Genomic DNA, 26082 nt, shown 5'->3' on the forward strand with positions numbered 1-26082 from the left:
TATCCTAAGCTTAATTAAATTTATGTATGCCTTCAACTTTTTACTCCTATATTTTTAATGGCAAAACAATAAACGAACTCTCCACTTTCCTACCCAGAGTTCGTTTTATAATATCAATATGAAATTCTTTATTTTCATTCTAAATGGTATCCCCTTTGAAAACAAATTATCAAAGAGCTTTAAGTTTTACTAACTCTTGGCGGATTTTTTCTAATTTCTGTTTACATTCCTTCATCTTTTTTTCATTTTTTTCTTCAATTGCTTCAAACAATGTGGCCAGCTCATAATCCATTTCTAATCGTAAATAGGCCAACCTTTCCTTCTCGCCAACTTTTTTTAGTGAAGTATTCATCAATTGTTTCATCTTAGCGTTCTCCTTTCAATTGTTATTTAATTTTTCAGACTATTTTTAGTAATATAATATGAGCCAGCATGTAAGGTTGCAACAAATATGTGCGTTAACCCATATAAGCACTAAGTTTCAAGAATTTTCGCCAGTATGCTACAATGAATGACAAATGTCATCACTTGGAGGTTTAACAGATGGACTTTAAAGGTTTTAATAATGAAGATTTCGATGTTTTTCAAATAGATGGATTAGAGGCAAGAATGGAAGCTTTAAAAGAAAGGATTCGCCCAAAATTAGAAAGTCTAGGACATTATTTTGCACCAACCTTAACAACATTGACCGGCGATGAAATGCATGTCCATGTTGCCAAACACGCAAGACGGACGATAAATCCTCCTAAAGATACATGGGTGGCATTTGCAGATAATCCTCGCGGTTACAAAATGCTTCCTCATTTTCAAATTGGCCTGTGGAATACTCATTTATTTATTTGGTTCGCTGTTATCTATGAAGCACCTAATAAACAAGAATTTGCGGCAAGATTCACAAAAAAAATAAATAAAATCTATAAAGAAATACCTAAAGACTTTGTTTGGTCTTTGGACCATATGAAACCTGAATCAGTGCCACATGGACAATTAAAAAAAGAGGATTTACGAGGTATGTTTGAACGGCTGGAGAATATAAAAAAGGCAGAAATCTTATGCGGATATGAGATTAAACGTGAGAACTTACTACATTTAAGTGCTGAGGAGTTCCTTAAGGAAGTTGAATATGTCTTTACTAAAGTTGCACCATTATATAAGATTGCTCTTAATATTAAATAAAAAACTCCTGAACATTCGTTCGGAGTTTTTCTTTTTTATTTCATTGAAATTTTTTCGCCTGGTGAGGCATTTTTGGCTTTTTTTATCGTTCTATAGGAAGAATAGCCACTAATATCCTCAAATTCACCGCAAAGAGTCTTTTCTTCTGCTTTACCAGGGACAATTTCCTTGAATCGACGATAGATATCCATCAATTCATCACGTCCAATGCCTTTTTCATAAGCTCTTTCTATTGCTTCGTAAAAATTTATTACGTCAACAATTTCATCTGTTGTCCAATGATAATCTATCGGGTATTGATACTCCATGTTGTTTCACCTGCTTACTATATTTACATATATGTATAATACCTCTATTTTGCCCATTTTTCACGAATTTGTTCTGCGTCGGTAATTATTCGATTAAATAGTTCGGCAATGGTTGGTATATCTTTGATAAGTCCCATTACCTGTCCTGCCCATGCAAAGCCTTCATCTTCTACTCCATCATATATATATCGTTTATTGGCTTGGCCGCTAATATAATTCTTCAAATGTTCGTAATTGCCAAATTCTTTCTCTATTTCGAGTATTTTATTTGTCCAATTATTTGAAATTGCACGTGCTGGCGCACCAAGACTTCGTTTGATCACAACGGTATTAGCTTCTGTTCCTTCAATAAGCCTTTTCTTATAAATGTCATTCGCATGTACGCATTCCTTGGTGGCAATAAAACGTGTCCCCATTTCAATTCCTTCTGCTCCCAAGCTAAGAGCTGCCATAAGTCCCCTGCCATCGCCAATACCGCCAGATGCTATTACTGGGATAGAAACTGCATCTACTACTTGAGGGATTAATACCATCGTACCAATATCATCCCTGCCTAAATGGCCTCCGCCTTCCTGCCCCACTACCATTACTGCATCTGCACCTAATTCTTCAGCTTTTTCTGCCTGCCTTCTAGCCGCAACAAGAACCAATCTTTTTATCGATGTTCCTTTTAACTGTTCGAATATCGGTGCAGGATTGCCGCCCGTCATGGATACAACAGGGACATCTTCATCAATAGCCACTTGAAGCATTTCTTCAAAAGGTCGATTATGCTGACCAATTGCGTAATTAACTCCGAATGGTTTATTCGTCAGCTTTTTAACTTTTCTAATTTCCTCCCGAAGCTTAGTAGGACTCTCAAGAGACATTGCTGTAATTTGCCCAAGTCCACCTGCATTCGAAACGGCTGCAGCTAGTTCTGAATAGGCTAGATAAGCTAACCCTCCCTGTATTATAGGGTATTTGATATTAAGTAATTCCGTCACGCGCGTTTGCCAATTCATCCGAAATCCCTCCTAATAATGTTACCTTCCTATTTCTCCTTTAAAGGTTAATTTTCCTGTTTTATTGAGAAACTAAGGTAACACATAAAAAAGTGTATATTTTAAGACACAATTTTCTATGCAAGCACTAGTATTAGTGCTATAATTCATTTGTTTTGTATTGATATTAATGCATTTTGTATATAAAGAGGTGTGGAAATAAATTGTCTCAAAACCAAACACCGTTATTTAGCGGTTTATTAGAACATGCAAAAAACAATCCAGTTCAATTTCATATTCCCGGGCATAAAAAAGGGGTTGGAATCGATCCAGATTTTAGAAATTTCATTGGTGATAATGCACTATCGATAGACTTAATTAATATTGGTCCTCTCGATGACCTTCATCAGCCAAAAGGAATCATTAAACAAGCACAAGATTTGGCTGCAGAAGCCTTCGGCGCAGATAGAACTTTCTTTTCTGTTCAAGGAACAAGTGGTGCGATCATTGCGATGATTATGGCGGTTTGTGGACCTGAGGATAAGATTATTGTCCCAAGGAATGTTCATAAATCAATTATGTCGGCTATAGTCTTTTCCGGTGCAATTCCTGTTTTTATTCACCCGGAAATCGATGAGGATTTAGGTATATCTCATGGAATTACGACCGAATCAGTAGAAAAGGCATTAAATCAGCATCCAGATGCAAAAGCTATCCTAGTGATTAACCCGACGTATTTTGGAATCTCAGCAGATTTAAAAAGAATAGTCGAAATTGCTCACTCTCATAATGTTCCAGTTCTAGTTGATGAAGCACATGGAGTTCATATCCATTTTCACGATGATTTGCCGCTATCTGCCATGCAGGCTGGTGCTGATATGGCTGCAACGAGCGTCCATAAACTTGGCGGGTCCATGACACAAAGCTCTATTTTAAACGTTAAAGAGGGCCTTGTTTCTGCCAAGCACGTTCAAGCTATACTAAGTATGCTAACAACGACTTCAACTTCCTATTTATTACTTGCTTCCCTTGACGTTGCTAGAAAACAATTAGCAACTAAGGGAAAAGAGTTAATTGATAAAACGATTGATCTTGCACAATCAATTAGAAAAAGAATTAATGAAATTAACCATCTACATTGTGTTGGGAAAGAAATCTTAGGTTCCAAAGCAACCTTTGATTATGACCCAACTAAATTAATTATCTCAGTAAAAGAATTAGGATTAACGGGTTATGAGGTCGAAAAGTGGCTAAGGGAAAAACATAAAATTGAAGTAGAAATGTCTGACCTTTATAACATCCTTTGTATCATAACAATTGGCGATACCGCTGTGGAAGCCGACATTTTGGTTAATGCTTTAAAAGAACTCGCTGCGGAACGAGAACATCTTAATGAAAAGTTCGAACCTATCCAAGTTCTGCTTCCTGATATTCCTGTTCTTGCATTGACTCCAAGAGATGCCTTTTATGCAGATACGGAAGTTATTCCTTTTGTGGAATCAGAAGGAAGAATAATTGCTGAATTTATTATGGTCTATCCACCCGGAATTCCAATTTTCATCCCAGGTGAAATTATTACAAAAGAAAACCTTCACTATGTTCGTGAAAACCTCGAAGCTGGTTTGCCTGTTCAAGGACCAGAGGATGAAGAAATTAAAACCATCCGGGTAATTAAAGAATATAAGGCTATAAAATAAAAATACAGGATTCCACTTGGAATCCTGTTTCTATTTAATAAACTTTTATCGTTCTTCTTCGGAATGGTGATCATCGCAACAATTACATCTAGAATAGAGAACTGTTACTTTTTCATCTTCAAAATGATCAATTGTTGAGTCGCAAGCTTGGCAAACGATTGTACCCATCTTTTCAATCCCCTTTTCATTATGAAATGTGCTACATTGAAAACGTTTTATTGTTGTTAATTTAATAATAATATAACACATTGGATTTTTCAAGCCCAAATTGTATGTCACATTTAAATATTTTTTCACAAAAAAAGGTCTTTAATAGACCTTTTACTGTCCAACTATTCATATTGGGTAACAAATGGGATTTGCGGGAGTGTTTCTCTGAAGAATTCAGCTAAATCTGCAGCTTGCTGTTTATCTGGTATTCGGAATGCATTTTGCAGGTATTCGATATCTTCTATTTCTTTAGGATCGAGGAGAGTGGAACGGCCAGTTTGCATGCAGACAACAAGAGGTTTACCAAAAAACATGTTGGTGTAAATAATCCCAAAATCATAACGAGTATGTTCTGTCGTAAATCCTATAAACCTTACTTTTACATTTTCGTGCTCATCATAGAGCTTATCAAATAATTCCATATGAGTCCTCCTTTTTTAACTAGTATTCAGAATATTATTATAATTTACTTTTCTACTAATAACAAATGACATTTATGTGACTAAATGTTGTCATCAAGCTTTTTACAATGCTAGAATAAAAGAGATATCAATGGGACTAGGGGGGATGATGATGGCTGAAAATGCATTTATTAAACTAGTGCCTTCATCTGCACAACAAACAATTACGGTAGAGGAAGTAAAAGAATTCTTATCTTATTATAAAAATATTACGAGTAAAACAGGGAATCAAGTAGATTGGGAATATGGTGACTCGGCATTCCCTTACGAAGTGAAAGAAAAAAGTGAAGGCAAAGGAAAATGGTTTTATTTACAATCAACGAATGAACGTTATAACGCAATTTTATTTGGTGTCGACAAAGAAATGGTTCGTGATGAAGACGGTACGGAAAGAATTCAAACATACATACAAGTAACTCTTCCAGAACAGTCAACATTCGGTGATAAAGGCAAAGCCAATGAATTTTGCAAATTCCTAGCAAAGAAATTACAAGGAGAATTACACCTTTTTAACGAACGAATCATGTATTATTATCCAAGAAAGTAAGCCACTCAACTCCCATCTATGGGAGTTTTTTAATGTGTTATTAGTGCAAGTGTATAATGAATCGAAGAATAAATCACGAGGCTAAGAGATGTAATAAAAAGAGTTTTTGCCGTTGATTGTGTCACTCGATTGCAAAGTGCAAAAGCTAAGTAAAAGAAAACAAAGAACATTATAACCTTGTATAGCAGTTGATCATGCTTAGACAGCCACTCAATGAACGTAAATGCACTCCAAATCATTAATTGTACTATCATAATAACGTAAATCCGCATCATTTATCACCACTCATGATATTTCTAAAATATTAGATGGTAGTGTTTTAAATATATGATTGATACGCAAATATATTTATTTTTCGATAAAAAAAATGAAAGTCCTTTCCAAATCATTACTGGAAAGGACTTTCTTATGATCTATTTTAGAACATGAATTGGAGTACCAAGTGCAACCTCAGCAGCTTCCATTGTGATTTCACCTAATGTTGGATGAGCATGAATAGTCAATGCTAAATCTTCGACCGTCATTCCTGCTTCAAGTGCCAACCCTAGCTCAGCAATCATATCCGACGCACTTGCACCCGCAATTTGCGCACCGATTAAGACGCCGTCTTCTTTACGAGAAACTAATTTAACAAAGCCATCCCCACTGTCTAGTGATAGAGCACGACCATTTGCTGCAAATGGGAATTTAGCTGAAGTAGCATCGATTCCTTCTTGTTTTGCTTGCTCTTCAGTATAACCTACGCTAGCTAGTTCAGGATCGGAGAAAACAACAGCAGGAATACCTAAGTAGTCAATTACAGCATTGTGCCCAGCAATTGCCTCAGCAGCGATTTTTCCTTCATATGAAGCTTTGTGAGCTAATTGTGGGCCTGCCACAACATCACCAATCGCATATATGTTTGAAACGCTTGTACGGCACTGATTGTCAATATCTATCAATCCACGGTCTGTTACCTTCACTCCGATTTGGTCAAGGCCCATTTCATCCGTATTTGGTCGACGTCCAACCATAACAAATACGTAATCTGCTTCAACTTTCTTTTCTTCGCCTTTAACTTCAAACGTTACAACAACACCATTTTCGGTTTCTTCTACACCTTTGGCCATAGCCTTTGTAAAGAATTCAGCACCTTTTTTCTTCATGGTTTTCTTAACAAGTGCCGCCATTTGCTTTTCAAATACACCAAGGCCCAAAATGTCATCTGCACCTTCAAGAATCGTTACTTGTGTGCCAAAATTCGCATAGGCACCTCCAAGTTCAATACCGATTACACCGCCGCCGATGACTACGATTTTTTCAGGAAGTTCTTGTAAATTTAAAGCACCTGTTGAATTAAGTATTCGTTTTGAATATTTAAATGTTGGCAGTTCAATTGGACGAGAACCTGATGCAATAATCGCATTTTTGAAGTTGTATGTTTGCGCCGAATTTTCGCCAATCACACGTAATGAATTACCATCCACAAAGTATGCTTCTCCACGAACAATATCAACTTTATTTCCTTTTAATAAACCCTCAACACCACCAGTTAACTTTTTCACGATTCCTGCTTTAAATTCTTGAACCTTTGAAAAATTAACTGTTACATTTTCAGCTTTAATTCCGAATGTATCAGAGTGTTTCGCTACTTCGTAACGGTGTCCAGCAGCAATTACTGCTTTTGACGGGATACAACCTACGTTTAAACAAACACCGCCAATATATTCTTTTTCAACGATTGTCACTTTTTGACCTAACTGTGCTGCACGAATAGCAGCAACATAACCGCCAGGGCCTGCTCCGATAACTATAGTATCGGTATCAATTGGGAAATCTCCTACTACCATTTGTTACGCCTCCATTAACAATAGTTCTGGATCGTTCAATAATCTCTTAATGTGATTTAATGCATTTTGAGCTGTTGCTCCATCAATCATTCTGTGGTCAAAGCTTAATGATAATGCTAATACTGGAGCTGCCACAATTTCACCATCACGTACGATAGGTTTTTCAGCAATGCGGCCTACACCAAGGATAGCCACTTCAGGATGGTTAATGACCGGTGTAAACCATTGACCGCCAGCAGATCCGATATTCGAAATGGTACATGAAGCACCTTTCATTTCGTTTGGAGCTAGTTTTCCATCACGTGCTTTCCCAGCTAATTCATTGATTTCATTTGAAATTGAGAATACTGATTTGCGATCAGCATCTTTTACAACTGGTACCAATAAACCTTTTTCAGTATCAGCCGCAATTCCAATATTATAGTAATGTTTATGGATAATTTCACTTGTTGCGTCATCAAGTGATGTATTTAAAGCAGGGAATTCACGTAAAGCACTTGTTAATGCTTTTACGATGTAAGGTAAGAATGTTAACTTGATACCCTTAGCCGCTGCAACTTCTTTGAATTTTTTACGATGTGCAACAAGTTTAGTTACGTCGATTTCATCCATAAGAGTTACGTGCGGTGCAGTATGTTTAGAATTTACCATTGCTTTTGCAATTGCTTTTCTGATTCCGCTCATCTTCTCACGTGTTTCAGGATATTCTCCTTGTGGGATTGGAGCAGCTTTTGGTGCTTCCTCCGCCTGAGCAGCTGCTGGTGCTTGAGTTGCTGCCGCTTGTGGTGCTGTAACAGCCGCACCGCCGCTTAAGAATGCGTCAATATCAGCTTTAACAATGCGTCCGTTTTTACCAGAACCAGGAACTTGTGTGATTTCCAGACCTTTATCACGCGCATATTTACGAACTGATGGCATCGCAATGATTTTACGGTTAGGGTCTACTTCTACATTTACTTGTGGTTCTGTAACACCGATACCATATGCTGGTGGAGCTGGCGGTGGTGTTGTTTGTCCCTCAGGAGCAGCTGCAGTAGCAGGCGCTGGTGCCGCTTCTTGTTTTGGTGCTTCTTCAGCATGTTCGTCGCCTTTGAATTGAAGGTTTTCGTAACCAGGTGCATCAAATGTAACTAACACCTGTCCAACTGTTGCAACAGTTCCTTCAGCTACTAAAACATCAAGTACAGTACCTTCAACAGGTGAAGGAATCTCTACAACTGCTTTATCATTTTGTATTTCGCAAAGTACATCATCTTCCTGGACTTTATCACCTGGCTTTATGAACCATTTAACAATCTCGCCTTCATGTATACCTTCACCAATGTCAGGCATTTTAAATTGGAATGTGGTTGCGGTTGCGCTCACTTGGGATTCATCCTCCTATTTTTGCATAGATTTCTTCCGTTCAATGTTAAGAAATAAGTGGGAAACAGTAATACTACTCCCCAACTTATATTAGAATGTTAAAACTTTTTTCGCTGTTTCAATTACATCTTTATAGTTTGGAAGCCAAGCTGCTTCTGCTTGCGGGAATGGGTAAATCGTGTCTGGTGCTGCTACACGAAGTACAGGTGCTTCTAAGCTTAAAATCGCACGATCGTTAATTTCAGCTACTACATTTGCTGCGACACCAGCTTGCTTTTGAGCTTCTTGAACTACAATTGCACGGCCTGTTTTTTCAACAGATGCAATAATCGTTTCAATATCAATCGGGCTAACAGTACGCAAATCGATTACTTCTGCAGAGAATCCTTCCTTCTCTAGCTCTTCTGCAGCTTTTAGAGATTCATGTACCATTGCACCATAAGTAATAATAGAAAGATCCGTACCTTCACGCTTTACATCTGCTTTGCCTAGCGGAATGGTATATTCCCCTTCAGGAACTTCTTGACGGAATGAACGATATAATTTCATATGCTCAAGGAAAATAACAGGATCATTATCACGGATTGCTGAGATAAGAAGACCTTTTGCATCATAAGGTGTTGATGGGATAACAACCTTTATTCCAGGCTGTTGTGCCATTAATCCTTCTAAGCTGTCAGCGTGCATATCTGGTGTATGTACGCCTCCTCCGAATGGTGAACGGAAAGTGATTGGAGCACTAAATTTTCCGCCAGTACGGAATCGAAGGCGAGCAGCCTGTCCAGAAATTGAATCCATAACTTCATATACAAAACCAAAAAATTGGATTTCTGGAACTGGACGGAAGCCTTGTAATGCTAGACCAACAGCTAAACCGCCGATACCTGATTCAGCTAATGGTGTATCAAATACACGATCCTCGCCAAATTCATTTTGCAATCCTTCGGTTGCACGGAAAACACCGCCGTTTACACCAACATCTTCACCAAAAACCAATACGTTCGGATCATTTTTTAATTCCACACGCATTGCATCTGTAATTGCTTGAATCATTGTCATTTGAGCCATGACTTACTTCGACTCCTTTGCTGAATAAATTTCATATTGCTCTTTTAAGCTGTCAGGCATGTCTGTATACGTAATATTCATTAAGTCCGTTACCTTTTGCTTAGGAGCAGCATCTGCTTGTTTAAGTGCGTCTTTAATTTCTTCTTTCGCCTGCTCGATTACTTCGTTTTCTTTTTCCTCATTCCATAGGCCTTTCTTTTCAAGGAATTTACGGAAACGAACTAATGGGTCTTTCTTTTCCCATTCATTATCTAGTTCAGCAGTACGGTATCGTGTTGGATCATCACCGGCCATTGTATGTGGACCATATCGGTATGTTAATGTTTCAATAAATGTTGGTCCTTCTCCGTTAATTGCACGCTCACGTGCGTCACGAACAGCAGCATAGACTGCTAACGGATCCATACCATCTACTTGAATACCAACGATACCTGCTGCAACAGCCTTTTGAGCTAGTGTTTTCGCTGCAGTTTGTTTTTCAACAGGAGTTGAGATTGCAAAACGGTTATTTTGAGCAATAAAAATTGCTGGAGCGTTGTATGCACCTGCAAAGTTCATTCCTTCATAGAAATCACCTTGAGATGTTCCGCCATCACCTGTGTATGTAAGAGCAACAGCTTTAACTCCACGTTTTTTGAACCCTAAAGCTACTCCTGCAGTTTGAACATATTGCGCACCAATAATAATCTGAGGAATCGCAACATTCACTCCATCAGGAATTTGTCCACCAGCTAAATGACCTCTGGACCATAAAAATGCTTGATATAATGGAAGACCATGCCATACGATTGGTGGAACATCACGATAGCCTGGTAATATAAAATCTTCTTTTTCCAAGGCGAATTGAGAAGCTAATTGAGAAGCTTCCTGCCCTGCAGTTGGTGCATAAAAGCCAAGACGTCCTTGACGATTTAATGAAATCGAACGCTGGTCAAGGATACGAGTATAAACCATACGGCGCATTAATTCTTGAAGCTGTTCATCGCTTAATTCGGGCATTGCTGCCTCATTTACGATTTCGCCTTCTTCGTTTAATATTTGAAGCGTTGTAAACTGATTTTCTACAGCTTCGAGTACTTTCTTAGCATCGAGCTGAGCATTTTGGGTTTTAGATGCCATTCGTCACATCTTCCTTTCTCTCATTACAATAATGTAAAAAAATAAATTCACTCATATTAGATTACCCAAAAACCTTTAACAACATCACGATTAGTTTCTTTCGTTTTCTGTTGTTCTGTACTATAATTTTTCAATAAATTAATAGTACAATAATTAATTCCATATTGAGTTTACATCAACTCAATTCACTCGTCAAATACTATGTTTTAATAATTTTACAACATGGAAATATTATTAACTTAATATCAATCTAAAACCTCTGTACCACCCACCCTTCGGTTCTGTTATATTAATATATCTTACTTTATCAACAAAAAAATCGACCATGGCGGTCGATTTTTTATTCGTTTTCAAGTTTAAGTCCTGCTTCTTCATAAAATTCAAGCTTTTTCCTATTATATTGTGCTGTTAATTCATTAAATTCTTCATTAGCGTCATATACCTTTTGATAGATAGTATTTAAAATGGTAACGTGATCTTCCAGTTTTTCGTATGAGATACTCTCATTTTTTAACATCTGATATAATTCTTTATCATTATCTAATGCACTTGAATATTCCTTTGCAAGCTTATTATGTACTTTATATCTATTACTCATTATTTCTAATAGCTCAGTGGCTTTTTTCTTTTGCTCAGAATTGTCTATTTCATTCTTTATTTCTTCGGCATTCTTAAATTCTGTTTTTGAAGCATTGATACTGTCGATTTCCTTTTGCAGGTGTTCTCTTCTCTTATCAATAATTGAAAGTGCCTCATCAGCTAGCTTTACAATCTCATCATGCTGCTTCATACCTAGAGCCATTATCTGATTATAAATTTCCTTTTCTTGCTTTTCTAACTCGACTAGAGGATCTTGCTGCTCCTCAAATGCTTTTTCTGATTCCACTATGTTTTCTAAGGCTTGGTACATTCTTTCAGTTGTCTTTTCTTTGCTAACACAGCCAGTTAATACAAAACTGATTGCTAAGATAGAAAAAATAATACGATTAAAGCTGACAGTAGACACTTTGCAACCCCCTTAATGATTACATTTCTTACTATATCTATACTTCTTATTTTTGACAATATCACATGCAACAATTAACTTTTCTCGAATAGTCTGATAGACTATTGAATATTAATATCTTTAGTATTTATACAGGAGTGAATGAATTCATGTTAATGATGGATGATATCATTCGAGACGGCCACCCTACATTAAGAAAAGTAGCGACTGAAGTATCAATGCCGCCATCGGACGAAGAGAAAGAAATACTTGAAAGTCTTTTAGAATATGTGAAAAATAGCCAAAACCCTGAAATTTCTTCCCAATATGGATTACGACCTGGCATTGGTTTAGCTGCGCCGCAGATCAATATCTCAAAGCGGATGATTGCTGTTCATCTTCATGATGATAAAGGTAGCTTATACAGCTACGGATTGTATAATCCCAAAATTGTTAGTCATTCTGTCGAAAAGGCTTATTTGGTTTCAGGAGAAGGCTGTCTTTCTGTAGACGAGGAGATTCCAGGCTATGTAGAAAGATTTGCTCGAATTACAGTAAAAGGAATTACCCTTGAAGGCGAAGAGGTTAAACTCCGTTTAAAGGGGCTTCCAGCGATTTGTTTTCAACATGAAATTGATCATTTAAATGGAATAATGTTTTACGATCATATTAATAAACAAGATCCCTTCAAACCACTAGAAGGTGCCATTGCTATTGAAAGATAAAAAGATGCGCAAGAGCTCCTGGGCCCTTGCGCATCTTTTTATCTATATGAGTGCTCAACGTAATAAACTTTCATAATTCTTCCATGTTTATCCATGAAAGAAATCCTGTTTATACCATATAATATTAGTATAAAAATGATTGAATAAAAAAAAACTGCAATAATCTATCGTGGCTTGCTTTACATTGGACAAGGATCGTTTAAAATAGGAAGTAAGGAGATGATCCACTATGTTAAAGAAGCTAAGAAAGAAGCTCTTAAAACAGTGGAACGATTTACTGCGAAAAAAATCAATTGCCTAACTACAACTTTTTTCGAGCCCTTCAAACTTGCGAAGGGCTCCTTCCTTATTGTAAATTGATTATCAGTGTATTATTTACATATTTTTTCTAATAGGTCTAAGCGTTTACTTTTTAGGTGAAAAGTGAATTTAAATGAAAAAAATGTAATTATTTTATATAATAAAAAAAGTTATGATCGATTAAGGAGCGATTTATTATGGTATTTAAAGTTTATTTTCAAGAAAACATCAAGGAAGTTCCAGTAAGAGAGAAAACAAAGGTTCTCTATGTTGAAGGAGAATCTGTTAGGGATGTTCGAAAAAAAATTGCAGATCGTGGATACAATGTTGAACTTGTACAAGCAGTAAGCGGAGCATTTTTAGAATATGAAAAACAAAATGAAGATTATAATGTATTGGAGATTTGATAATTTATGAAATTTGTAAAAAATGACCAAACTGCTGTTTTTGCTTTAGGCGGCTTGGGCGAAATCGGAAAAAACACATATGCAGTACAATTTCAGGATGAAATCATTCTGATTGATGCAGGAATCAAGTTTCCAGAGGATGAGCTATTAGGAATTGATTATGTTATTCCCGATTATACCTATTTAGTAAAAAATGAAGATAAAATTAAAGGATTATTTATTACTCACGGACATGAGGACCATATCGGCGGTATTCCTTATTTGTTACGTGAAGTAAATATTCCCATTTATGGCGGAAAGCTTGCGTTAGGACTGATTAAAAATAAACTTGAAGAACATGGGCTTTTACGGACGGCAAAGTTAAATGTCATTCAAGAAGATGATGTGATCAAGTTCCGCAAGACGTCTGTTTCTTTTTTCCGAACCACACATAGCATCCCAGATTCTTACGGAATCGTTGTAAAAACTCCGCCAGGACAGATCGTCCATACTGGTGACTTCAAATTCGACTTCACTCCAGTAGGCGAACCGGCTAACTTAACCAAAATGGCTGAAATCGGAAAAGAAGGCGTACTATGTTTATTATCAGATAGTACTAATAGTGAAATTCCAGAATTTACGATGTCTGAACGTCTTGTTGGCGAGAGCATTGATGATATTTTCCGAAAGGTTTCGGGCCGCGTTATATTCGCTACCTTTGCGTCTAATATTTACAGATTGCAGCAAGTAGTTGAAGCTGCAGTTGCTAACGGTAGAAAAGTTGCAGTTTTTGGCCGCAGTATGGAATCGGCTATTACGATCGGTCAAGAGCTTGGCTATATAAATGCACCAAAGGAAACCTTTATCGAAGCAAATCAAATCAACAGACTTCCTGCAGACAAGGTAACGATTTTATGTACCGGAAGCCAAGGGGAAGCTATGGCTGCTTTATCTAGGATTGCTAATGGCACGCATAGACAGATTCAAATTATTCCAGGGGATACTGTTGTATTCTCATCTTCACCGATACCTGGAAACACCATTAGTGTTAACAGGACGATTAACATGTTGTTCCGAGCTGGTGCCGAAGTGATACACGGAAAACTTAGTAACATCCACACTTCAGGACATGGCGGACAAGAGGAACAAAAACTAATGCTCCGTTTGATTAAACCAAAATTCTTTATGCCTATCCACGGAGAATATAGAATGCAAAGAATGCATGCTAAATTAGCAGTTGACTGTGGTGTTGAAGAAGATAATTGTTTTATCATGGACAACGGTGAAGTATTGGCTCTTTCTGATAACAGTGCGCAAGTAGCAGGGAAGATCCCTTCTGGCTCCGTTTATATTGATGGCAGCGGGATTGGTGACATTGGAAATATTGTCTTACGTGATAGAAGGATTCTTTCTGAAGAAGGATTGGTCGTTGTCGTAGTAAGCATAAATATGAAGGACTTCAAAATTGCATCCGGTCCTGATTTAATTTCTAGAGGGTTTGTCTATATGAGAGAATCAGGTGATTTAATTAACGACGCTCAAAACCTGATTACAAAGCACTTAAATAAGGTAATGGAACGAAAAACAAGTCAATGGTCAGAAATCAAAAATGAAATTACGGATACATTAGCACCGTTCCTTTACGAAAAAACAAAACGCAGACCAATGATTTTACCAATCATTATGGAAGTATAAAAAAGCGGAAGCGCCCAAGTTAGGGGCGCTTCCTTTTTTCCTATTGTCTAGCTGCAGCACCTAGGGGCTCGGGGTCATAAGCCCCTGGTCAAGGCGCTTCCGCTTTTCTTATTGCATAACCTTCCGTTCAAAACGATCGATATCTTCATCGGTACCTATAACAATTAATACATCGTTTGCGCGGATATCTTCATTTGGCTTTGGAGATACGATGATGTCCATACCTCGTTTAATGGCTACAATATTTAATCCATATTTTTTTCGAATGTCTAAATCAATGATAGTATGACCGCTTATTTTACTGTTGGCTACGATTTCAACGATGCTATGTTCATCCGATAACTCTAGATAATCCAACACACTGCTGGACGCCATATTATTAGCGATTCTTCTTCCCATATCTCGTTCGGGATGAACAACCTTATCAGCGCCTATCTTCACAAGCACTTTCTCATGATAATCATTTTGTGCTTTAACAGTAATATGATTTACCCCTAGCTCTTTTAAGATCAAAGTAGTTAAGATACTAGATTGAATATCATCACCAATCGCTACTATCACGTGGTCGAAATTTCGAATGCCAAGACTTTTTAGTACTGCCTCATCCGTGGTATCTCCCACAGCAGCATGAGAGGCTATCATAGCGTAAGCATTAACCCGTTCTTCATTTTTATCAATTGCGAGTACCTCAAACCCTTCATCTGAAAGAGTACGACAAATGCTGCCACCGAAACGACCTAGTCCTATTACTGCAAAATTTTTTCTCACTATAACTCCCCCAGCAAAATCAATTAATCATTTACATTTTAGCATACAAATTAGTTGAATATACTTATTTAGCCGTTACCATTTCTTTTCCTACTCTTCTTGATATATAGGTAAATGAAAACAGATGCCACCGCTAGTAATACTATTATAGGGATATTACCTACAATAAAAACAAATAAACCCGAAATGGCTGCTAACAGCATGTTGGTGCTTTTCATAAACTGTTTTTTTGTTTTATCCCAAGTATTTAAATCTTCATCTTCTAGATTAGGGACGATGACTTTATTTTCATAAAGTACTATATGAACGGTAGATAATGAAGTCTGATTTTCTAAATATTTTATCCTTCCTTGAATTGTTTCAATTTCTTCTTGAACTGCAGCGAGATCTGCAGAAATTTTTAAAAGATCTTCTGTCTTTTGTGCTGATTGCATAAATGATGTTAACCGTTCTTCCACAACTCTTTTTGATTTAAGTCTTGAGTCAAGGTCAACATACTCTTCGGTAACATCTGTACCAGTTAAATTCCTCTGCAGCACCTCAGCGGCTTGACCCTCTGCATCATGCAAAAAGGCTTGGAAATTTTTTTGCGGGATGCGAACAGTAATTTGCCCGCTTACTTGTTCTACACCGTCCTTAGAGACATTGGACTCAGAGATATAGCCGCCATACTTACTAACTTGTTCTTCTATGTTTTGCAAGGTTTCTTCAAATTTCTTTACGCGAAGCTGTAAATCGGCTTGATAAATAACCATTTGGTTAGGGACTACCATATCCGTCTGAGCAGCTTTCTCTTGTTTTGCATTGTTATCAAATGATACTTGTGACTTTTCTTCTATAGCAGATTTTCCCGAATCCACCCCTGCACTACTATCACTGCTCATCTTTGATTCTTCACTTTTACTGTTTGCACTACAAGCTGCCAGAAAAAAAATCAGAGAAAGGAAAACAATTAATCCAATCACTTTTTTCATTTCGATAACCCCCTTTTGTTTATTTATAAATACCGACGTTAAAAAATTGGGATGGTTACATAAAATAAAAAAAGGCTGCTCGCTAAAATAACGAACAGTCCTGTCATTGTTTATTCGGTTTTTTCTAATTCGTCTAGTACTCGGTTGACTCGCTTTTCAAGCATTTTCATACCGCTTCCACCTGCTTGGAAGTGCCGGAGTTTGCCTTCACTGTCGAATACGTAATAGGCAGGGACATATTGATTCTCAAAGGCTTCTGTTAGTTTATGTTCACTGTCAACAAAAATCGGCTGATTGATACCATGTTCTGCTGCCACTTGCTTGATTTGCTCTAGGTCTAAGTCCTCTTCAGATCTAGGCATATGAACTGCCACCACATTTAATTTATCTTTATATTGATCACGGAATTGATTTACTTGAGGCATAGCTTCTTTACATAAGTAACAGCTGACCGACCAGAAATGAATAAGTGTTGGTTTATCGCCCACTAAATTCTCTCTTGTAACTTCTCCATTTAACCATTCAACGGCACCAGTTAATTCTGGCATTGGCTCACGTAGTTTCATGATATATCCCCTTTTTAAAAAAGACCTAACTCGGATGGGTTAGGTCTATCTTTTTTAGATTAGTCTGTGTTAAATTGGCTGTTGATTTGCGCTCCAGGCGCTATGCTTTCCGCGGGCTCGCCCATGAGCCTCCTCGGTCGTTCCGACCTGCGGGGTCTCACTCAGCTCGTTCATCCCGCAGGACTTTGATTTACATCCTCGAATTTGCCCACGCACGAAGAAAATGCGATAGCATTTTCGAGGAGTCAAGCGCCTTCCGCTCCAATCAACAGGTTCTAAAATCAACAGTCTTCTTTAACACAGCCTAGTTGTAAGAATTAAGCATTAAGTGTAGCTTGTCCTGGTTTCCAGTTTGCTGGGCATAGACCGCCAGTTTGTAATGCTTGAAGAACTCGTAATGTTTCATCTACATCACGACCGATATTATTGTGGTTAACGACTGAGTACATTAATTCACCTTCAGGGCTGATGATAAATAAGCCGCGAAGTGCAATTCCTTCTTCTTCAATCAAAACGCCATAGTCGCGTGCAACAACGTGATTAGTGTCTGCAGCTAATGGATAGTTTAGTTCACCAAGACCATTGTTTTTGCGGTCTGTATTAATCCAAGCAAGGTGTGTATGTATTGTATCAGTAGAAGCACCAATAACAACTGCATCTAAATCATCAAATTCTTCATAACGGTCTGAAACAGCAGTAATCTCTGTTGGACATACAAATGTAAAATCCATTGGATAGAAGAATAACACTGTCCATTTTTCGTTTTTCATGTTCTCTTCAAGGCTTACTTTTCCAAATTCCTTGTTAGGTAATACTGCATCCATTTCAAATCTAGGTGCTTGCTTTGCAACCATACGTTCTGGCATGTCTAATCCCTCCAACTTGTTAATAAATAGTCCCTTAATTGGTTTACCCTGTTTACATAAAGAATAAACGACGATATGTAACAATCTTTTCTAATTTTCAGTTTAACATTATTATACATTAGAATAAAATAAAACGCTTTTAGATTTGAGTTATATCAATTTCCTTTAAATCTGATAAAGCTGGTGAGAATATTGATTGCCACCTCTATTGCGTCTTCCTTAGGATTTAATTTGGCATGGTGCAGTCCATAAGGTGAATCCACTCCGAGCCAAAACATTAATCCCGGAATCTCCTTCAACATGTATCCGAAGTCTTCGCCTGTCATTGCCTCTTGGCATTCAATAACATCAATAGTGGTTTTTGACCTCATATGTTGAATGAACTCTCTCGTAATTTCCTTATTATTGTATACCTGGTGATACATTGCGCCGTAATCAATCACAGCTTCACATTCGAAACTGGTCTCTATCCCTTTTACCACTGCGTCGATCCGTTTCTTAACCCTATCCATGGATTCATCTGAAAGTGTACGAATCGTCCCTTCGAGTCTTGCCTTTTCAGCAATAATATTTTGAACGGTTCCACTAGTGATTTTGCCAATTGTAATGACTGCACTATCTAATGGATTAACATTGCGAGAAATGATTGTTTGAAGCTGACTGACAAGCGAGCATGCAGCAATTACCATATCATTTGTTAAATGTGGATAAGCTGCATGCCCTCCCTTCCCTTTTAGGTCGATAAATAACTCTGATGTGTTAGCAAAGAGTAACCCTTCTTTAAGGGCAATCGATCCAACAGGATATTCTGGTGCAATATGTAAGGCAAAAATAATATCTGGCTTCCATTCCTGCATAATCTCGGATTTTAGCATTGGTTCCGCACCGCCTGGTCCCTCTTCTGCAGGTTGGAAAATAAATAAAATGTTATCTTCAATGGGATTATCTACAAAGTGGGTTAACACACCTAGAGCAATACTCATATGAAAATCATGTCCGCAAGCGTGCATTTGATCCACATGGGTTGAAGAGAACTCTAAACCTGTTTCTTCAACGATTGGCAAACCATCAATATCGGCTCGATAACCAATGGTTTTTCTTGGATTTAGACCGTAAACTTTAACAAAAAGTCCAGTTTTCCATTTTTTAATTGATATTCTCTCTTGTGAAAATTTTTCTATATACGATAATAAATAAGCTTGTGTTTTATATTCTTGAAATCCTAATTCAGGAATTAAATGCAGATCACGTCGAATTTTTATAAAAGGGTTCATTCTATTACTCCTTTACTAGAAAGAAAGCGTGGAGATTATCCACGCTTTACATTGTCTTAAGTTTATAGCTGGCGAAGTTCTTGCATAATCTCCGTTTTAGATTTAGTCTTTTCATCGATATCCTTAATTTTTTTAGCAGGAGTTCCAGCTACAACTGTAAACGGAGGAACATCCTTAGTAACTACTGCACCAGCAGCCACCACTGATCCTTGTCCAACTCTAACTCCTTCTAAAACCACTGCATTTGCACCAATTAGTACATCATCTTCGATGATGACAGGCTGTGCGGAAGGCGGTTCAATTACGCCTGCTAAAACGGTACCAGCACCAATATGACAGTTCTTTCCGACTGTAGCTCTTCCACCAAGAACCACACCCATGTCGATCATGGTTTTTTCGCCAATAACTGCTCCAATATTAATAACAGCACCCATCATGATTACTGCATTATCCCCAATTTCAACCTGGTCACGAATCGTCACTCCAGGTTCGATACGAGCATTTATATTTTTTGTATTTAATAATGGAATCGCTGAATTGCGGCGGTCATTTTCAACTACATAATCTTCGATCTTTGCTTGGTTTGATTCTAGAGCTGGGTTAATGTCAGACCATTCACCAAAAACCACACCAGTATTACCATTAATAAAAGTTTTTGAATTGCTTCCAAAATCAATACCTTCTAAATCACCTTTTACATAAACCTTTACTGGTGTTGACTTTTTGCTGTTTTGAATAAAAGAAATAATTTCATTTGCATCCATCATTTTCATATTACTACCTCCAAATATAATTAAAATTTACTTTACCAAAATAAAGTGTTGAAAACAAGAAAAATGAACATAATTATTCACTGCTTTGACTGCTATGATCTTTAATGAGATCCACGAACGCTTGCACTTGTTTGAGTTTAAAGGAAGACTCATACGCTAGTAACCATGTATCACGTTGAAGAGCATCACCATTTTCATCTAATAACGGAATTTTATAAATTTCTTTTTCACTATTGTTCAACGTTATGCCTGGTAAGATTGAATATCCTAAGCCATTAAAGGTTAATTGCTTACATGTCTCAATTTGGTCGACGACAATTGTTCTTTTGGGTGAGGTCTTGAATTGGCGCATCCACCAATCTTGTATTTCTTGATAATAATTCGAATCACTTTTAAATTGGATGAAAGGTCTATCTGTTTCCAATAATTGTTCAGGTCTGGTAATATCTCGATCAACCAAAAAAAGCGGATCGCTGAAAAGTTTAATTTTCACACCTTTCCAATCTGGCATTCCTCGAATGATACCAATATGTACTTGATCATCATATAAACTTTTCAAAATTTCACTGCTCCACCCAGTGATAAGTGAAATTTTCGCTTGCGGATAAGTATCACTATACTTTTTTAAAACGGGCGGCAGCCAATTCTGACCGACGATTGAAGCTACAGCTATTTTCAATGTTCCAGATACTCCAGATTGAAGGGAGTGGATCGTTTCGCGCACCTTTTCTTCTTTATCAAGTACCTCGTTTACAAATTGAATGACATGCTCACCTGCTGGGGTAAGTGCCAGTCCTTTTTGTGAGCGGATAAAAATTCTCGTTCCCCACTCCTTTTCAATGCTTTGCAGACGTTGTGACAACGCAGGCTGGGACACGAATAGTCTCTCTGAAGCTTTACGCATATTCATCTCTTGAGCTAAAACAGATAATAAGTGAAACTCAGATATAGAGGACAAAACCATCCACCTTTATATTTTAATAAACATCCGCTTCTTATTATATAGAGAAAATTAAAACTTTTCATTATTAAGCTGCAATTTTTTATTTAGAAGGCTGTGTTAAATGGGTCTGTTGATTTGCGCTCCTGGCACTTCGCGCAAATCAACAGAGTGCCAAAATCAACATTAAGTGTTCAAACAGCTAATCCGAAAAAAACCCTGCATATTTTTATGCAGAGCCACGGTTTTGTTTTGGAATGTAAGATATCAGGATTAAACTTATAATAGCAAAGGTAAGTACTACATAATATACCCAATGTAAGGATTGAGTTAGGCCCTCCTGAAGCAGTTCTTTCACTGTTACGTGTAAATTATCCCGTTCATTTTCCTTTAATAATAAGTTTGCCGAATCCACTGTTAGTTTTTCCTTAGCGCTTCCAGCATTTGTACTTAGGTAGTTTGCAAGCCGATTATTAAGAATTCCTCCAAGTAATGCTGCACCTATTGTGTTACCTAGATTCCTCATAAACATGTTAGCAGCAGTTGCTACACCTCTTTGCTGCCAGCCTACGGTACTTTGAATAGAAACTATAAAAGCAGTGGACGTTACTCCCATACCAAAACCAACAATAAACGAACCTACTGCCGCCCAAAGAGGTCCTGAAGAGGAAGTCATGGTGACAAATACTACACTGCCAAGGATTAAGGCTGCACCGCCAATAAGGGAGGTTTTACGGTATCCCATAGAATTTAACATTTTCCCAGAAAATGTAGACGCTATCGGCCAGCCAATCGACATAGTTGTTAATGTAAATCCTGCGACAATCGGTGATTGTTCCATTACCCCCTGAACAAACGTCGGAAGAAAACTCGATATCCCAATTAACATGATTCCTGTCGTTAAACTTGTTACATTGGCCACAAAAATAGAGCGTTCCTTCCAAATGTTAAATGGCATGACAGGTTCTTTGACGCGACCTTCATGATAGACAAAGATACCAAGAGTGATAATAAATAGGACTGCCAAACTCATTATTTGCCAGGAGCCCCAGGACCATCGTGCGCCACCCTCAACAAGTAAAAACATTAATGATGAGATAGAAATGGTTAATAAAAATGCACCTATGTAATCAATTTCATGTTTTTTCTTCTCAACATTTTCGTGCAAAAAGAATCCTATGCCAACCAAGGAGAGAATCCCTAGTGGAATGTTTATCCAAAATACATAATTCCAGCTTACATACTGAACGAGCAATCCACCCACTGCTGGTCCCGTAACAGCAGATATTCCCCACACACTTGCAAGGTACCCCTGGACATTTGCTCTTTCTTCAGCTGAATAAATATCGCCCACAATAGTGGTGGCAATAGGCGTAACAGCTCCTGCCCCAAACCCTTGGATTAATCGGAAAAGAATTAATGACTCCATCGATGTGGCAAAACCACAAAGAATAGACCCAATTAAAAAAATAGAGATCCCGATAAAAAGTATAGGTTTTCTACCGAATAAATCTGATAATTTACCATAAATCAGCACTGTTACCGCATTCATTAATAGATAAGCTGAAAAAACCCAACTGTAGAGAGTAAAGCCACCTAAGTCAGCCACTATTGCCGGCATAGCCGTTGAAACAATCGTTGCCTCAATTGCTCCCATGAACATCGCAAGCATGACTGCTGCTAGTACAAGTGGTCTATTTGTCTGCCCTCTTTTAGGCTGGGAAATCGGAGCACTCATTTTCGCACCTCACTTTCTTTCTCAGGAAAATAATACAGCCCCCTTCTGGGAGCCTTATTTATCACTTTTATTCATTTTATTAACAGCTAAATTTAATTGCGTTAACACCGTACTTCTAGGCAATATGCCTTCAAAATAACCATCCTCCGTGTCTACACAAAGAAAAGGATGATTTACTAAGAGCCTAAGACAGGTTTTAATGGATGCAGTAACCTTTACACGCGGAACAGATACATTCATAACTTCTTCGACTTTTTTCTTTTCAAGTTGTTCAAATTCTATCCTTTCAAGACCGAGGATGGAATCCATTATTATCGGGGTACTTATTAGACCGTGCAATTTATAATTAGGATCTAGTACAGGAATTGCAGTATATCCACTTTTGGTTAATACTAATAATGCATGTTCTAGATTATTACCAACCTGCACATGAGCAACACGCTCAGATGGAATCATTAATTTTCGAATATCTATCTCTAAAAATTCGCCACTGTGAAGACTTATCATCGCCGAAAACTCCTCAATGTTTGTTTTACCACATGTATATTCTACCATAGTTTTCGGAGAACTGGGTTTTTTTATGAAAATACAGAAAAAGATAGGAACCGATAACCGGTTCCTACTGGATTAAATCAAAAATTTCGATTGTGATCATGTCAACATTATCAAATTGATAACGCTTTGGCTTTTCCTTTTCATTATATATTTCCAATTCAAATGTTTCTGTTTTTGGATGAAATGTTACCTGACACTTTCTTTCGCCATTCACCTCGAAATAGCGTTGTGCCGGTTCACCCCCATTAGACTGTTCTTGAAGGTTTTTTAACCGGGTTAATATACCTTGAAGCTGTGACATATGCTCCGTCTCCTTTCAAACACAAGCAAACTTTCTACTGTTATGTTTCTCTTTTAGCCTATTTCTATCCTTATCGATTATTTCCAGTAATAATCTCAGGTAGCAAATATGCCAATATTAAAAGAATAAAATAACAGACAGCATTTGTCCAAGTAAAAATGAAAAATGTGGGAACTTTTTTTCAATATGCTCTTTCAATGATCGATTTAGGGATATTATCATATAAATATTCAGCTACTTTCCAGCCGCCATCCATTTTCTTTAACATAATTCCCTCGTAATGGTCTTTATAACTTACCGGACCATTGGAGGTGGAAGGGAAAAATTGCAGGACATAAATACTTTCTGGAGAAATGATTACTTTTGTTTCTTCTGAATATTTGAAAAACGGAATATAATAAAATGCAAAATCTGATCCATATGTAACAAATTTACCCTCTTCCTCAAAAACATTCTCGTCCCAGAACATTTTTTGATATTCATCTGAAAAATAAGGGCTTAATACATCACTGATTTCTTGTTTCGTTCTGGTTTGATCACTAAGAGAGATTTGAGCCTGAAAAGCATCTCGTACGAAGCTTAAAACATCATTTTTATTGCCTAAACTATCTTTTGCGTTTGGAGACAAAGGTATAAATAATAGTACTATGAGAAGTATTAGTAACGTTTTCTTCATTTCCTTCCCCCTATCTTTCACAACCTATGTTATTATTCATTTTATCAACAAATATTCCATCCAAACGAATAAAAAAAACGCAAAAATACAGCATCAAAAGACATTTAACCGCAAATTTTTCGATTATTTCTAGATAATCCCACGAAAAATCTTTATAAAAAATAGGCCCTCAAAAGGAGGCCCTATCGTAGAAAAGTAATTGCACAAAAAAGGATGATAAAAAGAACCAAGACAAAAAATATAACATATGATAAAAATATCGGATTGCTTAGGTAAATATGTTTTTGTACTGGCTTAGGAATATTCGTATCGATGTCTCCTTCAGCTGCCTTTTGTTTTCTTGCTACAACGAATGTAAACACAAGCGAAACCGCAAGAACACCAACAATAATGATGGAGAGTGCATTAACAAATAGATTCATGAGCGATTTCTCCTTTAATCAAGTTACAATTAAAGTTCCACTGGGTGAATCATTCTATGCAACCTGAGTTACAGCAACTGGTCATGATCAAATAAATACTGATACGTAATATCAATAAATAAATAGTCATTCCCATTTATAGGAATAGAGAAGGTACGAATCGTTTCCCCTGACTCGATATCACTATATAAATCAGAGAGAATTCCTTTACCTTCATTTCTCATTTTGATAATATTTTCTAAAAAATATGGTCGCCAGCTCCAATTTTTCAGGATATATTCTTTTTGCGTAAACCAGCCGTTTTCTCCTTTAAAGATATTAGAAGATTTTTGAAAACCATCCTCATCACATACATACATTCGGAATGCAATCCCATCCATTTCTTTTGCGAGTGAAGTAAATAACTCCTCATAATTAGCTTTTTTATTCTTTACTAAAATGTCTTGGACTTTATTTTGGAAAAACGCAGCGGCTGAGTAAATCGCCTCAAGCTTTCTCTTCTCATAGGCAATAAATTCATGAAATTTCCCTTTTAATCGCTCTCTCAATAATTCCCGCTCAATAAACTCCGGTGCAGGTGAATGAAGATAAAAACCTTGGTAATATCTCCCCCCATTTTTCCATGCAAACTGAAGCTGATAACTCATTTCTATATTTTCAAAAAGTAATGTGGCACCAATTTTTCTAGCTAATAAGGACAGAGAAAATAGGACATCAGTAAAGCTTGAAGCAGTTGCGTTTGATTTTAAAGCCTGTAGATTTATTTTTATAATTTCAGGATTTAATTTACCAATCCGCTCAAAATAATTGGTATCATTATCAATACCGGCAATCGCAACCTTAATACCATACGTACGATAGTATTGTAATAAATGATCCAATTGAGCAAAATCACCCTTATAATTACCTTCAGAAATTTCAAGGACTATTCTCCTTAAACTCAATCCTCTTTTTTCAAAAGCCAACAGTTCCTGTAGAAACGGCTCTCCATGTCGATACATGAGTAAATCGGCGTCACGATTCAAATAGATACTGACATCATCTTCTAGCTCAATTGCTAGGTCTAATGCTTTCTGAACTAACAGAAGATCAACTTCATATTTATATTCATCAGGAATTTGGTCATCAAGAAAAAATGGACCCAAGCTAATGATGTTACCTTCAGATCGATACCTACCCAAAACCTCATATGCTATAACACGCTGCTCATCGGCACTGAAAATTGGTTGAAAATAAGGAATGACATTTTCAAGATCCGTTAGGATATCCAATGCATCCATTCAAGTACCCTCCAGAAAAGATTTTCCTCATTATACCATACCTTACTATACAATACGCTCAACTTACATCTCTTGTTCTTTTCCAAAAGGATACC

General features: G+C 37.1%; 30 protein-coding genes. 6 read left to right on the plus strand and 24 right to left on the minus strand.

The features are described 5' to 3' along the window. Positions 1-169 precede the first annotated feature (169 nt). A complete protein-coding gene (locus tag ABC255_RS22665; RefSeq protein ID WP_179597428.1) occupies positions 170-364 on the minus strand; it encodes a hypothetical protein in 195 nt (64 codons plus the stop codon). A 179-nt stretch (positions 365-543) separates the two neighbouring features. On the opposite strand from ABC255_RS22665, the gene ABC255_RS22670 reads away from it, so the two are divergent. Next, positions 544-1176 (plus strand): YktB family protein, encoded by a 633-nt coding sequence (locus ABC255_RS22670; RefSeq protein ID WP_412997043.1) that lies wholly within the window; start codon positions 544-546, stop codon positions 1174-1176. Between the two features lie 35 nt (positions 1177-1211). Here ABC255_RS22670 and ABC255_RS22675 read toward each other — a convergent pair whose 3' ends face one another. Both ABC255_RS22675 and ABC255_RS22680 read right to left on the minus strand, forming a co-directional pair. Continuing rightward, the gene (locus ABC255_RS22675; RefSeq protein WP_412997045.1) at positions 1212-1484 is read right to left on the minus strand and encodes a UPF0223 family protein; all 273 of its coding nucleotides are present in this window, start codon (positions 1482-1484) and stop codon (positions 1212-1214) included. A gap of 44 nt (positions 1485-1528) precedes the next feature. Continuing rightward, the gene (locus ABC255_RS22680) at positions 1529-2488 is read right to left on the minus strand and encodes an NAD(P)H-dependent flavin oxidoreductase (RefSeq protein ID WP_412997046.1); all 960 of its coding nucleotides are present in this window, start codon (positions 2486-2488) and stop codon (positions 1529-1531) included. Positions 2489-2691: 203 nt separating this feature from the next. On the opposite strand from ABC255_RS22680, the gene ABC255_RS22685 reads away from it, so the two are divergent. Next, complete coding sequence (locus tag ABC255_RS22685; RefSeq protein ID WP_412997048.1) at positions 2692-4164, plus strand: aminotransferase class I/II-fold pyridoxal phosphate-dependent enzyme; 1473 nt, start codon at positions 2692-2694, stop codon at positions 4162-4164. Between the two features lie 45 nt (positions 4165-4209). Here ABC255_RS22685 and ABC255_RS22690 read toward each other — a convergent pair whose 3' ends face one another. Both ABC255_RS22690 and ABC255_RS22695 read right to left on the minus strand, forming a co-directional pair. Next, on the minus strand, positions 4210-4332 hold the full coding sequence (locus ABC255_RS22690; protein WP_335457817.1) for a GapA-binding peptide SR1P: 123 nt from the start codon (positions 4330-4332) through the stop codon (positions 4210-4212). 164 nt (positions 4333-4496) lie between these two features. Then, on the minus strand, positions 4497-4796 hold the full coding sequence (locus ABC255_RS22695; RefSeq protein ID WP_335534791.1) for a DUF3055 domain-containing protein: 300 nt from the start codon (positions 4794-4796) through the stop codon (positions 4497-4499). Positions 4797-4947: 151 nt separating this feature from the next. Here ABC255_RS22695 and ABC255_RS22700 point away from each other — a divergent pair, with 151 nt between their 5' ends. After that, positions 4948-5382, plus strand: a complete 435-nt coding sequence (locus ABC255_RS22700) for a DUF1885 family protein (protein ID WP_412997049.1) — start codon at positions 4948-4950, stop codon at positions 5380-5382. 29 nt (positions 5383-5411) lie between these two features. Here the strand turns inward: ABC255_RS22700 and ABC255_RS22705 are convergent, their stop codons facing one another. From ABC255_RS22705 to ABC255_RS22730, 6 genes are all read right to left on the minus strand, one after another. After that, positions 5412-5636 carry a hypothetical protein gene (locus ABC255_RS22705; protein WP_412997051.1) on the minus strand — a complete coding sequence of 75 codons (225 nt, stop codon included), beginning with the start codon at positions 5634-5636 and terminating at the stop codon, positions 5412-5414. Positions 5637-5795: 159 nt separating this feature from the next. Next, entirely contained in the window at positions 5796-7211 is a 1416-nt protein-coding gene (gene lpdA, locus ABC255_RS22710) for a dihydrolipoyl dehydrogenase (RefSeq protein WP_412997052.1), read from the minus strand. 3 nt (positions 7212-7214) lie between these two features. Further along, the gene (locus ABC255_RS22715; protein ID WP_412998617.1) at positions 7215-8543 is read right to left on the minus strand and encodes a dihydrolipoamide acetyltransferase family protein; all 1329 of its coding nucleotides are present in this window, start codon (positions 8541-8543) and stop codon (positions 7215-7217) included. 123 nt (positions 8544-8666) lie between these two features. Next, positions 8667-9644, minus strand: a complete 978-nt coding sequence (locus ABC255_RS22720; RefSeq protein WP_412997054.1) for an alpha-ketoacid dehydrogenase subunit beta — start codon at positions 9642-9644, stop codon at positions 8667-8669. A gap of 3 nt (positions 9645-9647) precedes the next feature. Next, positions 9648-10763 carry a pyruvate dehydrogenase (acetyl-transferring) E1 component subunit alpha gene (gene pdhA / locus ABC255_RS22725; protein ID WP_412997056.1) on the minus strand — a complete coding sequence of 372 codons (1116 nt, stop codon included), beginning with the start codon at positions 10761-10763 and terminating at the stop codon, positions 9648-9650. A gap of 340 nt (positions 10764-11103) precedes the next feature. Continuing rightward, on the minus strand, positions 11104-11769 hold the full coding sequence (locus ABC255_RS22730; protein ID WP_412997057.1) for a YkyA family protein: 666 nt from the start codon (positions 11767-11769) through the stop codon (positions 11104-11106). Between the two features lie 149 nt (positions 11770-11918). Between ABC255_RS22730 and def the strand changes: the two genes are divergently transcribed. The 3 genes from def to rnjA all read left to right on the plus strand — a co-directional run bounded on the left by def (position 11919) and on the right by rnjA (position 14854). Further along, the gene (def, locus tag ABC255_RS22735; RefSeq protein ID WP_412998618.1) at positions 11919-12473 is read left to right on the plus strand and encodes a peptide deformylase; all 555 of its coding nucleotides are present in this window, start codon (positions 11919-11921) and stop codon (positions 12471-12473) included. 497 nt (positions 12474-12970) lie between these two features. Next, positions 12971-13180 (plus strand): DNA-dependent RNA polymerase subunit epsilon, encoded by a 210-nt coding sequence (locus tag ABC255_RS22740; protein WP_412997058.1) that lies wholly within the window; start codon positions 12971-12973, stop codon positions 13178-13180. A gap of 6 nt (positions 13181-13186) precedes the next feature. Beyond that, positions 13187-14854, plus strand: coding sequence for a ribonuclease J1 (gene rnjA / locus ABC255_RS22745; protein ID WP_412997060.1), 1668 nt, complete (start codon positions 13187-13189; stop codon positions 14852-14854). Positions 14855-14962: 108 nt separating this feature from the next. Here the strand turns inward: rnjA and ABC255_RS22750 are convergent, their stop codons facing one another. The 13 genes from ABC255_RS22750 to ABC255_RS22810 all read right to left on the minus strand — a co-directional run bounded on the left by ABC255_RS22750 (position 14963) and on the right by ABC255_RS22810 (position 25987). Further along, positions 14963-15622, minus strand: a complete 660-nt coding sequence (locus ABC255_RS22750) for a potassium channel family protein (protein WP_335534011.1) — start codon at positions 15620-15622, stop codon at positions 14963-14965. A gap of 68 nt (positions 15623-15690) precedes the next feature. Further along, positions 15691-16596, minus strand: a complete 906-nt coding sequence (locus tag ABC255_RS22755) for a DUF4349 domain-containing protein (RefSeq protein ID WP_412997062.1) — start codon at positions 16594-16596, stop codon at positions 15691-15693. A 110-nt stretch (positions 16597-16706) separates the two neighbouring features. Next, positions 16707-17162, minus strand: coding sequence for a TlpA family protein disulfide reductase (locus ABC255_RS22760; protein WP_412997064.1), 456 nt, complete (start codon positions 17160-17162; stop codon positions 16707-16709). Positions 17163-17479: 317 nt separating this feature from the next. Continuing rightward, positions 17480-18028, minus strand: a complete 549-nt coding sequence (locus ABC255_RS22765) for a peroxiredoxin (protein ID WP_411252587.1) — start codon at positions 18026-18028, stop codon at positions 17480-17482. A gap of 155 nt (positions 18029-18183) precedes the next feature. Beyond that, positions 18184-19302, minus strand: coding sequence for an N-acetyldiaminopimelate deacetylase (locus ABC255_RS22770; protein ID WP_412997067.1), 1119 nt, complete (start codon positions 19300-19302; stop codon positions 18184-18186). A 62-nt stretch (positions 19303-19364) separates the two neighbouring features. After that, entirely contained in the window at positions 19365-20075 is a 711-nt protein-coding gene (gene dapD / locus ABC255_RS22775) for a 2,3,4,5-tetrahydropyridine-2,6-dicarboxylate N-acetyltransferase (protein WP_335534021.1), read from the minus strand. A gap of 73 nt (positions 20076-20148) precedes the next feature. After that, entirely contained in the window at positions 20149-21033 is an 885-nt protein-coding gene (gene ccpC / locus ABC255_RS22780) for a transcriptional regulator CcpC (protein WP_412997069.1), read from the minus strand. 211 nt (positions 21034-21244) lie between these two features. After that, entirely contained in the window at positions 21245-22753 is a 1509-nt protein-coding gene (locus tag ABC255_RS22785; protein WP_412997070.1) for an MDR family MFS transporter, read from the minus strand. A 54-nt stretch (positions 22754-22807) separates the two neighbouring features. Next, the gene (cbpB, locus tag ABC255_RS22790; protein ID WP_335534028.1) at positions 22808-23260 is read right to left on the minus strand and encodes a cyclic-di-AMP-binding protein CbpB; all 453 of its coding nucleotides are present in this window, start codon (positions 23258-23260) and stop codon (positions 22808-22810) included. A 112-nt stretch (positions 23261-23372) separates the two neighbouring features. After that, entirely contained in the window at positions 23373-23609 is a 237-nt protein-coding gene (locus ABC255_RS22795) for a YkuJ family protein (RefSeq protein WP_045515459.1), read from the minus strand. A 181-nt stretch (positions 23610-23790) separates the two neighbouring features. Beyond that, positions 23791-24285 (minus strand): DUF3993 domain-containing protein, encoded by a 495-nt coding sequence (locus tag ABC255_RS22800; RefSeq protein ID WP_412997072.1) that lies wholly within the window; start codon positions 24283-24285, stop codon positions 23791-23793. Between the two features lie 182 nt (positions 24286-24467). Further along, on the minus strand, positions 24468-24707 hold the full coding sequence (locus ABC255_RS22805; protein ID WP_335534032.1) for a hypothetical protein: 240 nt from the start codon (positions 24705-24707) through the stop codon (positions 24468-24470). Positions 24708-24775: 68 nt separating this feature from the next. Beyond that, a complete protein-coding gene (locus ABC255_RS22810) occupies positions 24776-25987 on the minus strand; it encodes an EAL domain-containing protein (RefSeq protein ID WP_412997075.1) in 1212 nt (403 codons plus the stop codon). Between the last annotated feature and the right edge of the window lie 95 nt (positions 25988-26082).

Origin of the sequence: Neobacillus canaveralius (assembly GCF_047237705.1) — a bacterium.
Classification (GTDB): Bacteria; Bacillota; Bacilli; order Bacillales; family Cytobacillaceae; genus Neobacillus; species Neobacillus niacini_K.

What these genes read in the sequence shown, in the direction of transcription:
- ABC255_RS22665 (WP_179597428.1), bottom strand. Translation starts at nt 364, where the DNA reads ATGAAACAATTGATGAATACTTCACTAAAAAAAGTTGGCGAGAAGGAA.
- ABC255_RS22670 (WP_412997043.1), top strand. Translation starts at nt 544, where the DNA reads ATGGACTTTAAAGGTTTTAATAATGAAGATTTCGATGTTTTTCAAATA.
- ABC255_RS22675 (WP_412997045.1), bottom strand. Translation starts at nt 1,484, where the DNA reads ATGGAGTATCAATACCCGATAGATTATCATTGGACAACAGATGAAATT.
- ABC255_RS22680 (WP_412997046.1), bottom strand. Translation starts at nt 2,488, where the DNA reads ATGAATTGGCAAACGCGCGTGACGGAATTACTTAATATCAAATACCCT.
- ABC255_RS22690 (WP_335457817.1), bottom strand. Translation starts at nt 4,332, where the DNA reads ATGGGTACAATCGTTTGCCAAGCTTGCGACTCAACAATTGATCATTTT.
- ABC255_RS22695 (WP_335534791.1), bottom strand. Translation starts at nt 4,796, where the DNA reads ATGGAATTATTTGATAAGCTCTATGATGAGCACGAAAATGTAAAAGTA.
- ABC255_RS22700 (WP_412997049.1), top strand. Translation starts at nt 4,948, where the DNA reads ATGGCTGAAAATGCATTTATTAAACTAGTGCCTTCATCTGCACAACAA.
- ABC255_RS22705 (WP_412997051.1), bottom strand. Translation starts at nt 5,636, where the DNA reads ATGATAGTACAATTAATGATTTGGAGTGCATTTACGTTCATTGAGTGG.
- lpdA (WP_412997052.1), bottom strand. Translation starts at nt 7,211, where the DNA reads ATGGTAGTAGGAGATTTCCCAATTGATACCGATACTATAGTTATCGGA.
- ABC255_RS22715 (WP_412998617.1), bottom strand. Translation starts at nt 8,543, where the DNA reads ATGCCTGACATTGGTGAAGGTATACATGAAGGCGAGATTGTTAAATGG.
- ABC255_RS22720 (WP_412997054.1), bottom strand. Translation starts at nt 9,644, where the DNA reads ATGGCTCAAATGACAATGATTCAAGCAATTACAGATGCAATGCGTGTG.
- pdhA (WP_412997056.1), bottom strand. Translation starts at nt 10,763, where the DNA reads ATGGCATCTAAAACCCAAAATGCTCAGCTCGATGCTAAGAAAGTACTC.
- def (WP_412998618.1), top strand. Translation starts at nt 11,919, where the DNA reads ATGTTAATGATGGATGATATCATTCGAGACGGCCACCCTACATTAAGA.
- ABC255_RS22740 (WP_412997058.1), top strand. Translation starts at nt 12,971, where the DNA reads ATGGTATTTAAAGTTTATTTTCAAGAAAACATCAAGGAAGTTCCAGTA.
- rnjA (WP_412997060.1), top strand. Translation starts at nt 13,187, where the DNA reads ATGAAATTTGTAAAAAATGACCAAACTGCTGTTTTTGCTTTAGGCGGC.
- ABC255_RS22755 (WP_412997062.1), bottom strand. Translation starts at nt 16,596, where the DNA reads ATGAAAAAAGTGATTGGATTAATTGTTTTCCTTTCTCTGATTTTTTTT.
- ABC255_RS22760 (WP_412997064.1), bottom strand. Translation starts at nt 17,162, where the DNA reads ATGAAACTACGTGAGCCAATGCCAGAATTAACTGGTGCCGTTGAATGG.
- ABC255_RS22765 (WP_411252587.1), bottom strand. Translation starts at nt 18,028, where the DNA reads ATGCCAGAACGTATGGTTGCAAAGCAAGCACCTAGATTTGAAATGGAT.
- ABC255_RS22770 (WP_412997067.1), bottom strand. Translation starts at nt 19,302, where the DNA reads ATGAACCCTTTTATAAAAATTCGACGTGATCTGCATTTAATTCCTGAA.
- dapD (WP_335534021.1), bottom strand. Translation starts at nt 20,075, where the DNA reads ATGAAAATGATGGATGCAAATGAAATTATTTCTTTTATTCAAAACAGC.
- ABC255_RS22785 (WP_412997070.1), bottom strand. Translation starts at nt 22,753, where the DNA reads ATGAGTGCTCCGATTTCCCAGCCTAAAAGAGGGCAGACAAATAGACCA.
- cbpB (WP_335534028.1), bottom strand. Translation starts at nt 23,260, where the DNA reads ATGATAAGTCTTCACAGTGGCGAATTTTTAGAGATAGATATTCGAAAA.
- ABC255_RS22795 (WP_045515459.1), bottom strand. Translation starts at nt 23,609, where the DNA reads ATGTCACAGCTTCAAGGTATATTAACCCGGTTAAAAAACCTTCAAGAA.
- ABC255_RS22800 (WP_412997072.1), bottom strand. Translation starts at nt 24,285, where the DNA reads ATGAAGAAAACGTTACTAATACTTCTCATAGTACTATTATTTATACCT.
- ABC255_RS22805 (WP_335534032.1), bottom strand. Translation starts at nt 24,707, where the DNA reads ATGAATCTATTTGTTAATGCACTCTCCATCATTATTGTTGGTGTTCTT.
- ABC255_RS22810 (WP_412997075.1), bottom strand. Translation starts at nt 25,987, where the DNA reads ATGGATGCATTGGATATCCTAACGGATCTTGAAAATGTCATTCCTTAT.